14 protein-coding genes are annotated in these 12,339 nt (G+C 33.7%); 10 read left to right on the top strand and 4 right to left on the bottom strand.

Annotated features, from left to right (window positions below):
• Positions 1-220 precede the first annotated feature (220 nt).
• Positions 221-1,246, top strand: coding sequence for an IS110 family transposase (locus tag MVY38_RS04135; RefSeq protein WP_297483851.1), 1,026 nt, complete (start codon positions 221-223; stop codon positions 1,244-1,246).
• 291 nt (positions 1,247-1,537) lie between these two features.
• Here the strand turns inward: MVY38_RS04135 and MVY38_RS04130 are convergent, their stop codons facing one another.
• From MVY38_RS04130 to MVY38_RS04115, 4 genes are read right to left on the bottom strand one after another with little or no spacing between them, the layout of a single operon-like run.
• A complete protein-coding gene (locus tag MVY38_RS04130; RefSeq protein ID WP_297483852.1) occupies positions 1,538-2,851 on the bottom strand; it encodes an MATE family efflux transporter in 1,314 nt (437 codons plus the stop codon).
• Entirely contained in the window at positions 2,851-3,123 is a 273-nt protein-coding gene (locus tag MVY38_RS04125) for a hypothetical protein (RefSeq protein ID WP_297483849.1), read from the bottom strand. Before MVY38_RS04125 ends, MVY38_RS04130 begins: the two co-directional genes overlap by 1 nt.
• Complete coding sequence (locus tag MVY38_RS04120) at positions 3,124-3,372, bottom strand: hypothetical protein (protein WP_297483847.1); 249 nt, start codon at positions 3,370-3,372, stop codon at positions 3,124-3,126.
• Entirely contained in the window at positions 3,372-4,574 is a 1,203-nt protein-coding gene (locus MVY38_RS04115) for an MFS transporter (RefSeq protein WP_297483845.1), read from the bottom strand. The genes MVY38_RS04120 and MVY38_RS04115 overlap by 1 nt, the downstream gene beginning before the upstream one ends.
• 116 nt (positions 4,575-4,690) lie before the next feature.
• Here MVY38_RS04115 and MVY38_RS04110 point away from each other — a divergent pair, with 116 nt between their 5' ends.
• The 9 genes from MVY38_RS04110 to MVY38_RS04070 form a co-directional block, all read left to right on the top strand.
• Positions 4,691-5,092 (top strand): flagellar protein FlaG, encoded by a 402-nt coding sequence (locus MVY38_RS04110; protein WP_297483843.1) that lies wholly within the window; start codon positions 4,691-4,693, stop codon positions 5,090-5,092.
• A 120-nt stretch (positions 5,093-5,212) separates the two neighbouring features.
• Positions 5,213-6,433 (top strand): argininosuccinate synthase, encoded by a 1,221-nt coding sequence (locus MVY38_RS04105; RefSeq protein ID WP_297483841.1) that lies wholly within the window; start codon positions 5,213-5,215, stop codon positions 6,431-6,433.
• A gap of 15 nt (positions 6,434-6,448) precedes the next feature.
• Positions 6,449-7,186: a ferredoxin-thioredoxin reductase catalytic domain-containing protein gene (locus tag MVY38_RS04100; RefSeq protein WP_297483839.1), complete on the top strand. Its 738-nt coding sequence runs from the start codon at positions 6,449-6,451 to the stop codon at positions 7,184-7,186.
• A gap of 25 nt (positions 7,187-7,211) precedes the next feature.
• Positions 7,212-7,658, top strand: a complete 447-nt coding sequence (gene rplI / locus MVY38_RS04095) for a 50S ribosomal protein L9 (protein ID WP_297483838.1) — start codon at positions 7,212-7,214, stop codon at positions 7,656-7,658.
• A 6-nt stretch (positions 7,659-7,664) separates the two neighbouring features.
• Complete coding sequence (gene hslV / locus MVY38_RS04090) at positions 7,665-8,210, top strand: ATP-dependent protease subunit HslV (protein ID WP_297483836.1); 546 nt, start codon at positions 7,665-7,667, stop codon at positions 8,208-8,210.
• Positions 8,207-9,535 (top strand): HslU--HslV peptidase ATPase subunit, encoded by a 1,329-nt coding sequence (gene hslU / locus MVY38_RS04085; protein ID WP_297483834.1) that lies wholly within the window; start codon positions 8,207-8,209, stop codon positions 9,533-9,535. The genes hslV and hslU overlap by 4 nt, the downstream gene beginning before the upstream one ends.
• A gap of 9 nt (positions 9,536-9,544) precedes the next feature.
• Complete coding sequence (era, locus tag MVY38_RS04080; RefSeq protein ID WP_297483832.1) at positions 9,545-10,429, top strand: GTPase Era; 885 nt, start codon at positions 9,545-9,547, stop codon at positions 10,427-10,429.
• Positions 10,430-10,517: 88 nt separating this feature from the next.
• The gene (locus MVY38_RS04075) at positions 10,518-11,405 is read left to right on the top strand and encodes a L,D-transpeptidase family protein (RefSeq protein ID WP_297483829.1); all 888 of its coding nucleotides are present in this window, start codon (positions 10,518-10,520) and stop codon (positions 11,403-11,405) included.
• Between the two features lies 1 nt (position 11,406).
• Positions 11,407-12,339: M99 family carboxypeptidase catalytic domain-containing protein (locus tag MVY38_RS04070; protein ID WP_297483827.1), on the top strand; the 933-nt coding region annotated here is incomplete at its 3' end.

Below are 12,339 nucleotides of genomic sequence, written 5' to 3'. Positions count from 1 at the left end.
GACAAATCCTAAATCAGCTAGTTTTCTTAAATGAAAATGTTAGCTAGATTCACTCCAAGTCAGATAGTTATACTGAAAATTTGAGTGGCGACTGAATCGGTGAAAGCTAGATTGTATATCATGAGACGAGATTATGTATAACAGGGTTGTTTTTATCAGGTAAGAGATTATTTTACTCTTACCCTAACGAACTCTCAATTTAAGAAAGTGAGGTTCTCTTATGTATTCTATCGGATTAGATGTCAGTAAAGCAAGTATATCAGTTCAGATTCCACTCAATTCTCTAGATTTAGAGGTTGAGAATAATTTAAAAGCACTAAAGTCTTTTTATGCAAAATTAAAAAAACTCTACAAAAAAGAGCTTGATAAATTAGTGTTTGTTTATGAACCAACAGGTAGTTATTCTTCTACACTTACAAAATTTTGTAGCATAAAAAATATCAAAGCATTTATTATAAATCCAAAACAGTCAAGTAACTTTGCTAAAGCTTTAGGACACAGAAGTAAAAGTGATAGAATAGATGCTGCTATGCTTTCTCGTGCCATAACTGTTGCAAGAAAAGATGAGAGAAAAGTACCAGTAATAAATGTAACAGCTGAAACTATAAAAGAGCTTATGAGCTATTATATGTTCACATTAAAGCAAAGAGTAGCTATCAACAACCATCATGAAGCACTTAAAGCAAAAGATGGTAATATTTATGCTCTTAAAGATCTCACAAAAAGGCATAAAGAAATGAAAGAAAAAGAAGTTGAAATACTCAATAAAATACAAAATATTATCAACGAAGATGATGATATTTCACAAGCATATTCAAATATTAAAACTATTCCAGGAATTGGAGAGATTGCTGGAATAGTTTTAATTCATCTCTTTATCAGATACCCCAAAGCTAACCAAAAACAGATAACTTCTTTAACAGGTTTAGACCCTATAATCAAAGATTCAGGAACATCTGTAAAATCTAAACCTAGGATATCTAAGTCTGGTTCAAGACTTTATAGGGGAGTACTCTTTATGGCTACTATGGTCTCAATAAAATATAATGATGAGATGAGAGAATTTTATGACAGATTAAAAGAGAATGGGAAGCACTCAACAGTTGCACAGATAGCTGTTATGCGTAAACTAATTGTAATAGCTCATTCACTTTATAAAAACAATACTACATATAACGCAGAAATTTATCAAAAAGCTTGTGGAACAAAAGAAAAAAAAGAAATGAGTAAGGAGTTAGTTGCTTAAAATATGAATTAGATTAAATATTATTGGTTATAATTAAGAAATTAAGTGGATTTTAAGGTGGCGACTTGGAAAAGAATAAGGGTACAGAGCAAAAGTTTGAGCTTTTTAGTAAGAAAGCTAGTTAAATAATAACCAGACTTTTACTTAAAAACAACCCTTGTCTTTCAACTTAACCACTATACTCATATTTCCAAAAACAACTCTAAAACATACAATTTGAATAGAAACAAATGATTTATTAAATATTATAAAAGCACAAAGAATAAAGTTAATGCAATAACTTCTAACATCTTAAACTTTTGTATGCAGCCACTCTCTTTTTGAGTAAATATACCAATATATACACCCTTTTATAAGTGTTTCAAGATTCATAATTGCAAAAATCACTATGACTCCATAACCCATTTTATAAGCAATATAAGAAGGAAGGAGTCTAAAAAGCCAGAGCGAAATAAGATTTACTTTGAGTGTTGTTTTTGTAGCACCTGCCCCACGCAGTGATGCAGAGTAAACAAACATAATAGCAAGAGGAATTTGTGCAAGTCCTACAAGTATGAGATATTTTGAAGCAACCGCAATAGTGAGTGCGTCTTTTGTAAAAAAGTGTACTAAATACTCTGGAAAAAGTATCATAATCAGCCCGACGCTTCCCATAAAAGTATAAGCAATCCGTCCACTTATTATGCCCATATTATAGGCTTTATCAAAATCTTTTGCACCAATATTTTGTCCAACAAGAGCCATAGAGGCGATGGCAAAACCAAAGCCTGGCATAAACGCAATGCCCTCCACTCGAAGACCTACCTGATACCCTGCGAGTTCTGCTGTTCCATACGCGGTAATGATGGAGACAAAAAAGAGAAAACTCACACTTGACACACCCCTGTCAATCGCCGCAGCGTAGCCAACTTTAAGCACTCTTTTTATATCTTTTATGCGAATAATCGGCAAAAAGTCCAGTTTTGAATTCAATTTTTTAATCAAAATATAGTAAGCAACATTATTAAAACTATAAGCAAGAACAGTGGCAATAGCCGCCCCTGCAATACCAAGTACAGGAAATCCAAAATGCCCAAAAATAAGCACATAATTCATACAAGCATTTAAAACTGATGATGTAAGTTTTATGTAGAGTGAACTTTTTGTATCTCCTGCTGCGGAGAGTGCATTGTAAAGCAGAGTATCTAAAAAAATTACAATAATTCCCAGTGAGAGTATTTTAAAGTATGTACCACCCTGCTCTACAACCGCTGGAGTAGCACCCATCCATGCATAAAAATGGTAAGCTCCAAAGTAGCCTCCAACGCTTACAAACGCAGCCAAAGTTATTGCCAAAAGAACAAGAGAAAAAAGCAAAGCAGAAGCTCTTTTTTTTCTTCCCTGACCTATAAAACGCGAGATGAGAGCATTACCCCCAACAACAAAAAGGGTCATAAAAACATTTACTATCATCATAAACTGCATACTCATACCAACAGCAGCAAGAGCCGCAACACTCACAGTTCCCACCATTAGCATATCTATAAGCACTTGAAGAATATCTACTAGGTGTTTGAGTGCTGCAGGAAATGCGAGAGAGAGTACCTTTTTAGTATCTTGAGAAATTACTTTTGAAAAAATTGTGCTACCTCACTCATTGCTTCTATTAGCTCCTCTTTTGTCTCAAATGAGAGCACTTTTTTATCTCTCACACTTTCACCTACAGGTGTATAGTCAAAAACAAGCACAAAAGCTTTAAATGCAACCTTGTCACCATAAAGATCAAACCACTCCAGACTCATCTCTGCTATTTCACCCTGCATATCAATGACAACCGCACCATACAGGCGTGTCAAATTTTCTAAACTTATCTCTTCATCTTTAAATTTGTAAACCACTTATTTTTTATCCTCACCTAAATTTTTTTGCATCTCTCCATCTCTCATTTTCAAGTATGCTAAAAAGCCAAAAATTGTTCCTACTACTATTAAACCCGCGCCAATCATATCATCTTTTTCAAATGCCATTATTATCCAGCAAATATCTGCAAAAAGATAGACGATGACAGACTGATAAATCTTTCCTTTATAGGTAAGATACGCCCCGATATTTAAAAGGATACCACCAAGAATTGCAAAACTAAACATTATACCTCTTCAAGTTTTTCTTTTTTTAATATAAAATTATAATACACTGCACCTATAATAAAGCCAAATCCCATAAAAAAAGTTATGCTCGGCAAACTAAATGAGAGTGTTGCAAGATGTCCTATCATATAAGATGTAAACGCAGCGGAGCTTAAAAAAAGCATATCGTTATATGCCACTATGCGCCCATAATACTTTTTTTCTATATTTTTTTGTAAAAGTGTGTAACTGTAAGACCATAGTGTTGTTGTAAAAAAACCAACTACCACGCTAGCAGCCAAAGAGAGATAAAAATTATGCATAACATACGCCCAGAGCCAAATAGCCAAGCCCTGTGCTATGAAAATGTAAACGAGTCGTCTATTGTTTATCCATTTTCCTATAAATACAGGTCCAACGACCAAACCAATAGCCCTAGCAGAGTGCAAAAACCCCAGAGCCAAAGAGACTGCCACAAAACTTGCATAATATTTCTCAACCATCAAGACAACCAATGCATCAAACGCAGTGAGTCCTACAAAAGAGTGTAGAAGCATCAAATGGAATGCCTTTGGATTTTTTTTCAGATAGATAAAGGTGTCTTGCATCATTCTAATAATATTTTCTTCAACTTTTAAGATTTCTATCTCAATTTCCATAGAATAAAGGAGCATAAACGCAGCAATAAACATCATTCCATCAAGTATAAACGCAGCATTAATTCCCAGCCAATAAACAACAAAGCCGCTTATTGCCATACCTAAAGTATAAGAGAGTGACCAGATTATAGAGTGTAGTTCATTTGCAAGCCTTAATTTTGTGCCATCAAGGATTTTTGGCAGGAGTGACATCTCTGTTGTAAAGTAAAAAGAGGCTGCTGCCATTTTCAAAAATACTAAAAGATAGAGCAACCATAAATCTGAGAGTTGATGTACCATCACAAGAGAAAAAGTTGCAATAATTTCTACAACTATGAGGCTAAGCATCAATTTTTTAGGATGAATTCTGTCTATAATAGGACCTGAAAGTGGTGCTTGAATCACACCTGCTAAAAAATTCAGCATTGCCACAAACGCAATAATAGCTGCGTTTACATGTAAATCTAATAAGAGTGTATAGATAGCAACATTGCTAAACCATGCGCCAAAGTAAGAAATTAACTGTATTGTGGAAAGTCTTCTTAGAACTTTTTCATCTTTTAGGAGTGCAATATATTGTTTCATGGCGAAAGAGTAGCATAAAAAATTGCTCAAGAAAAAAAAATCTATCTTTTTATTAAAGTAAAAAAGATATTTGTCGATTATTAAGTTAATCATTATACTTTTATAAGGAGTATGTCATGGATGGCATTGCAAACGTTGCAAGACAGCAACAATCTCAAGTAGGTTCTTCAGAAAATCAAGGAAGAGTTCAAGAACAGTCCCAACAGGTGCAACACACTGCACAAACTAGAACAAAACAAGACAATCTAGTCAAAGAGATACAAAAAGCAGATACGACTGCCGCATCTAAACCAGATTCAAAAGAAAAAGTTGAAGATTTAGTAAAAAAACTCAATGATGCTCTTGGACCAATCAGTACAAACTTAAAATTTGGCGTTGATACACAAGATATTTTTTATGTCTCTGTAATTGATACAAAAACAGATAAGATGATTCGACGATACCCAGCAGAACAGGCAGAAGGTTTTTTGCCAAAAATGCAAGAGGTATCTGGAATTTTATTTGATTCTAAGGGGTGATTTTCACTCCTTACTTTAACTTTTCTTATTTTGTCTTTTTAACTACCCGCATATAAGCATACTCTCACATATTTTTCGATATAATCGCGATAATTATTTTACTAGCAAAAGGTTTTTTACATGAAAAAAAGCGTTAAGAAAGTAGTATTGGCTTACTCTGGAGGGCTTGATACAAGTGTTATTTTAAAATGGCTTCAAGATGAATATAAGTGTGAAGTTGTAACTTTCACAGCAGACTTAGGTCAAGGTGAAGAGCTTGAACCAGCACGCATTAAAGCACTTGAACTTGGCATTAAACCCGAAAATATTTTCATAGATGATCTTCGTGAAGAGTTTGTAAAAGATTATGTATTTCCTATGTTTAGAGCGAATGCAATCTATGAAGGTGAGTACCTTCTTGGAACTTCTATTGCCCGTCCTCTTATTGCAAAGCGTCAAGCAGAAATTGCAAAAATTACAGGTGCAGATGGTGTAAGCCACGGAGCAACTGGAAAAGGAAATGACCAAGTCCGTTTTGAGATGGGTTACCTTGGACAAGATTCTACTCTTACTATTATCGCTCCATGGCGTGAGTGGGACTTAAACTCTCGTGAAAAACTTTTGGCTTATGCTGCAAAACACGGTATTCAAATTGAGAAAAAAGGAAAAAAATCTCCTTATTCAATGGATGCAAATCTTCTTCATATCTCTTACGAAGGTGGTATTTTAGAAGACCCTTCTGCAGAGCCTGAAGAGTCTATGTGGCTATGGACAACTTCGCCTGAAAATGCACCTGACAAGCCAGAGTACATTGAACTTACTTATAAAAATGGTGATCCAATAGCACTCAATGGTGAAGAGTTAAGCCCTGCAACAATGCTAAAAACATTAAATACCCTTGGTGGTAAACATGGAATTGGGCGTGTTGACATCGTTGAAAATCGTTTTGTAGGAATGAAAGCTCGTGGATGTTATGAGACTCCAGGTGGAACAATTATGCTCAAAGCGCATCGTGCTATTGAGTCTATAACACTTGACCGAGAAGCTGCACATCTTAAAGATGAAATGATGCCAAAATATGCAACACTTATCTACAACGGTTTTTGGTGGTCACCTGAGCGTGAAATGCTTCAAGCTGCCATTAACAATACACAAAAATTTGTTGAAGGAACTGTAAGACTCAAACTCTACAAAGGGAGTATTATGGTTGTGGGAAGAAGTTCTGCTGTTTCACTCTTTAACCCAGAGTACTCAACTTTTGAAGAAGATGAAGTATATAACCAAAAAGATGCCGAAGGTTTCATCAAACTAAATGCACTCCGTTTTATCATTGAAGGTAAAGCAAGAAACAAAAAAAAATAAACGAAGGAAGAGAAGATGAGTATAATTAAAATTGATATGAATTCACCAGAGTTTCAAGCTGAACTTGAAAAAACAATAAAATTTACAGATAAAGTAAATGCACAATTTGGCTGGGTTTACAATCCTCAAGAAGATGTAAACGAAGGTGTACAGATGGGTCTTGCTCGTAACAAGATGATGTACAAAAAACGTTTTTGCCCTTGTTTTATGGTAGACACTACTGGTGAAAAACCAAAATCAGTTGATGATAGAGTTTGCCCTTGTAAACCAGCGATAGAGAAAGAGATTCCTCAAGATGGTGTTTGTCACTGTGGAATTTTCTGTACTCCAGAATTTGCAGAAAAAAAAAGAATTGAGCTAGGGATGGAAGAGAGTGTTCATACACATTCTCGTGGTTTAACAAAAGAGGAGTGTCAACTTTTAGTTGAAAAAGATGAGCTTGATGGTGATGAACTTGTAGCACTTTTTGAAGCACGTGATCTTGGTATGGTAAACTTTACAGTAGTTGATGTTCGTGAAGATATGGAGTGGCAAATGGGTCACATTAAAGGTGCTGATAAACTTGTACCAACAAGTTCATTTTTTCAAACTTGGGAAGAGGCAAATTTAGCTAAAGATGAGCATATTATTCTCTACTGTCATGTTGGAAGTCGTTCTGCTCATGTTGCAAGAATTCTCATAGATAATGGATATACAAAAATCGGAAACTTAACAAATGGAATCGTCGCTTACAGTGGTGAAATAGAAAGATAGTCAAAAAAATTAAGGATAAATTTTTATGAAAGTATTACTTATAAAAGATGTTAAAAGTCTCGGTAAAGCTGGTGAAGTAAAAGAGGTAAAACCAGGTTATGGGCAAAACTTTTTAATCAAAAAAGGCTTTGCAAAACCTGCTACACCAGAAATATTAGAACAGCATGCTGCAGATGAAGCACAAAAAGTACAAGATTTAAAAGATGAAATCGCTGCGTTTGAAGCAATATCAAAAAAACTTGAAAAAGCAGAAATTGTTATAACTAAAAAAGTTGGAAACAACGGTCACCTTTTTGGTGCAATTACAAAAGATGAAGTAGTAAAAGCTTTAAAAGAACAGCATAATATTGATGTAGATAAAAAGCATATTACTGATAAAACTGCTATTAAAACAGTGGGAGAACATGATTTAGATCTTAAACTCGGTCATGGAATCCATGCAAAACTTCATGTGGATGTTCAGGGAGAATAATAACTAATGTTTGATGCTACTACAATACTAGCCTACAAAGGCAAAAACAAAGCCGTTATTGGTGGTGACGGTCAAGTTACCTTTGGAAATAGCGTTTTAAAAGGCAATGCAACAAAAATCAGAACACTCCATCATGGGCAAATCCTTGCAGGATTTGCCGGTAGTACTGCTGATGCTTTTAATCTTTTTGATATGTTTGAAGAGTTTTTAGAGAATAAAAAAGGGGATTTACTTAAATCCGTTGTCGAGTTCTCTAAAGCATGGAGAAAAGACAAAGTACTCCGCCGTCTTGAGGCAATGATGATAGTTTTAAACAATAAGCATATTTTCATTCTTACAGGAAATGGTGATGTCGTTGAACCTGAAGATGGAGAAATTGCTGCAATTGGAAGTGGTGGAAACTTTGCCATTTCTGCTGCACGAGCATTAAAAAAACATTCCACTTTAGATGAAGAAGAGCTTATAAAAGAGTCCCTACACATTGCAGCAGATCTATGTATTTATACAAATCACAACATAAAAACTTTGATGTTAAAGGAAGATGAAAAATGAATTTAACACCTAAAGAGATAGTTGAATATCTTGACAAGTATGTCATTGCACAAAATGATGCAAAAAAAACTATTGCCCTAGCTTTGCGTACGCGATATAGAAGAATGCAACTTGATGATGAACTAAAAAATGAGATAACACCAAAAAATATTCTGATGATAGGCTCAACTGGTGTTGGAAAGACTGAGATTTCTCGCCGTCTTGCAAAGATGATGAAAGTTCCTTTTATTAAAGTAGAAGCTAGTAAATATACTGAAGTTGGTTTTGTGGGTCGTGATGTAGAATCTATGGTGAGGGATTTAGTTGTAAACTCCATTTCTATAGTAAAAGCCGAACAAGAAGAGGCAAACAAAGAGAAAATAGAGAACTATATCATCAATAAAATTACAGACAAACTTGTACCACCACTTCCAACAGGAGCGAGTGAAAGTAAAAAAGATGATTATAAAAGACTCCTTGAAGCGACAGAAAAGAGAGTTGAGTCTGGAGAGATGGATGATAAAGTAATTGAACTTGAAATAGAAAAGCTAAATATTGAATTTAATGACACAAATTTACCTCCAGAGATGGCAAAAGTTCAAGAGAGTTTTTCAAAAGTTTTTGCCACTATTAATAAAGAAGATAATAAAAAAGAGGTCACTGTAAAAGATGCAAAAGTGCTACTTCGCCAAGAAGCAAGTACAAAACTTTTAGATATGACAAGAGTAACGGCTGAAGCACTGCGCCGTGCAGAAACTGGTGGTATTATTTTTCTTGATGAAATAGACAAAATTGCCCTCTCAGAAAAATCACAAGGAAGAAATGACCCTTCTAAAGAGGGAGTACAGCGTGATTTACTCCCTATTGTTGAGGGAAGTAGCGTCTCTACAAAATATGGCACAATCAACACAGACCATATTTTATTTATAGCTGCTGGTGCATTTCATGTGAGTAAGCCTAGTGACCTCATTCCCGAATTGCAAGGAAGATTTCCACTCCGTGTTGAGCTAGAATCTTTAACTGAAGATACACTCTATAAAATTTTAACACAAACACAAAACTCTTTACTTATTCAATACCAAGCACTACTTGGTGTTGAAGAGATGACGCTTACATTTGAAGATAAAGCAGTAAAAGCCATAGCCAAACTTTCACACCGTGCAAATGAAACAGCTGAAGACATTGGGGCTAGAAGGCTCCATACTGTTTTAGAGCGTATTCTCGAAGATGTAAGCTTTAATGCTGATGAGTACAAAGGTAAAGAGTTTGTTGTAACAAAAGAGTTAGTACATGAAAAACTTGATGAAGTTGTCGAAGATGATGACTTATCACGATATATATTATAAAGAGGTAGTATGACAAAAGCAGGTTTCGTTTCACTTATTGGGCGTCCAAATGCGGGTAAAAGTACCCTAATGAATTCACTTTTAGGTGAAAAAATTGCGATGGTAAGCCAAAAAGCAAACGCAACCCGTAAACGCTCAAATGCAATAGTCATGCATGATAATGCACAAATAATTTTTATAGACACACCAGGACTGCATGAAAAAGAGAAAATGTTAAACCAGTTTATGCTTGATGAAGCATTAAAAGCTATGGGTGATTGTGACTTAATTGTCTATTTAGCACCTATTACAGACTCTACAGAGCCTTATGAAAAATTTTTAAAACGCAATAATGGGAAAATAAAACACATCATAGTTCTTAGCAAAATCGATCAAGTTTCTCAAGACAAACTTTTTAAACGCATAGCCTCATATAACCAATATGCAGAGCATTTTGAAGCGCTTATTCCTGTTGCCATTCCTCGTCAAGTTGGTCATAAAGATCTGCTTGACACTATTGCTAAACTACTCCCAGAGTCCCCTTTCCTTTATGATCCAGAAGATTTAACAAGCGAGCTAGTTCGTGATATTTATGCAGGTTTTATCCGTGAAGCTATTTTTGAAAACATAAGTGATGAAGTCCCTTATGAGTCTGATGTTATCATTGACTCTATTGAAGAAGAACAAGGAATAGATAGAATTTATGCAACTATCATTATAGAAAAAGAGTCTCAAAAAGGCATAATTATAGGAAAAGGTGGAGAATCCATCAAGAGAATAGGAAAGTCTGCAAGAGAGAAGATAGAACGCTTAAGTACTAAAAAAGCCTACCTAAATCTACAAGTAACTGTTAAAAAAGGATGGACTAAAGATAAAAACTTTCTCAAAGAGATAGGCTATGACCATGCAAAGTAAGTTTGTTGCCTTTTTTCTTTTTTTCTTTTTAACAACTTTTTCTAGTCAGCTTTGTGCCTCTGATGTAAAACTACTTACACAGTACCGTATGCATGGTATAGATGGACTTGAAAAAAAACTTGACCAAGAACTCTCAAAACAGAATTATTGGGAAAATTATCTTAGAAATATAGATACAAAATTTGGCTATATTGAATCTTACACCAATATACTTACATGCAATAAATCAAAATCCGACCTTTTAGTTTATGTTAAAGATGCTAATAACAGCTATGTACTACAAAAAGACTATAATGCATTCACTGGAAAAATGAAAGGTGATAAAAAAACAGAAGGTGATTTACGAACTCCTATTGGTGTTTATGACTTGGTAAAAAAAGTTTCCCATGTTAATAAGTTTTATGGGCCTCTTGCTTTCGTTACATCTTACCCTAATATATATGATAGATATCAAGGAAAAACAGGTCAAGGCATCTGGATACATGGAGTTCCTACTGACGAGAAGAGAGATAGTTTTACAAAAGGTTGCATTGCCATTGGTAATAAATGCATTAGATCCTTAAATAATGAGTTAGATATAAAGAAAACACTTCTCATTATTAATGCACAATCTAATTATAAAAAAGTTTCTAAGGTAGAACTTGCAAAAGTTCTTTCCCAGCTATATGCTTGGAGATATGCGTGGAAATACAATAATCTACAAGATTATCTCAACTTTTATTCTCCAGACTTTATCCGCTTTGATGGTATGAAAATAAAACGCTTTAAACGCTATAAAAAAAGAATATTTGCCAAAAATGAAAGTAAATCCATTATTTTTAAACAGCTAAATGTTGTGCCCTATCCTATGCATAAAAATACTTTTAAAGTAATGTTTAATGAATTTTATAAATCTAATAGTTTTACTTTTACTGGAAAAAAGACTTTAATAATGAAATTAGAGAATTCAAAAATAAAAATAATAACAGAGAAATAATATGAAATTTTTAACAACTCTCCTTTTACTCTTTTTTACTACTTCAATATTAGAAGCAAAACTCAATCTAATAAAAAAAGAAAACCCTGATTCTAATACTACCCTTTTAGTTATTGGTGGTATCCATGGCAATGAACCAGGTGGGTATTATGCTCCTGCTATTCTTGCAACACACTATAAAATATTATCAAAAAATGTATGGATAATACCAAATTTGAATGAAGCAAGTATTTTAAAATTTAGACGAGGTATTCATGGTGATATGAATCGTAAATTTGCTTTTATTAAACAAAATGATAAAGATAAAAAGATTGTTGAAGAGATTAAAAAAATTATTCTCCTCCCTCGAATATCACTTATTTTAAATCTACATGATGGTCATGGCTTTTACCGTCAAAAAAGTCAAGGAAGTATCTACAATCCTAAGGCATGGGGACAAAGTTGTGTCATTGATCAATGTAAAATATTAAAAAAAACACCCTATTTTAACTTAGGAAAAATTGCCCAAGAAGTAAAAAATGACATTAATAAAAAACTTCTAAAAAAACATCATAGTTTTAATGTCAAAAACACACATACAAAAAAAGATCATTATAAAGATATGCAAGAGTCTTTAACATATTTTGCTATTAAACATTATAAACCAGCATTTGCAATAGAAACAAGTAAAAGACTTCCTAATCTTTCTCAAAAAGTTTTCTATCAACTTGTTGCTATTGAATCATATATGAAAATTATGGGTATTAAATATACAAGAGACTTTAAGCTTAATAAAAATTCTATTAACAAGATAATAAAAAATTATGGCACTTTGGAAATAAATCACAATATTTTGTTAAATTTAAACAATATAAAAAAATCTTTAAGCTATATTCCGATAAAATCAAAAAATAACAGCTTTAAGTTTTCCAATCCGTTGGGAAGTGTAAAAAAG

The organism is Sulfurimonas sp., assembly GCF_027056685.1.
Lineage (GTDB): Bacteria > Campylobacterota > Campylobacteria > Campylobacterales > Sulfurimonadaceae > Sulfurimonas.
Note: the sequence above shows the minus strand (reverse complement) of the source record. Positions and strands in the feature narration are given on the sequence as shown.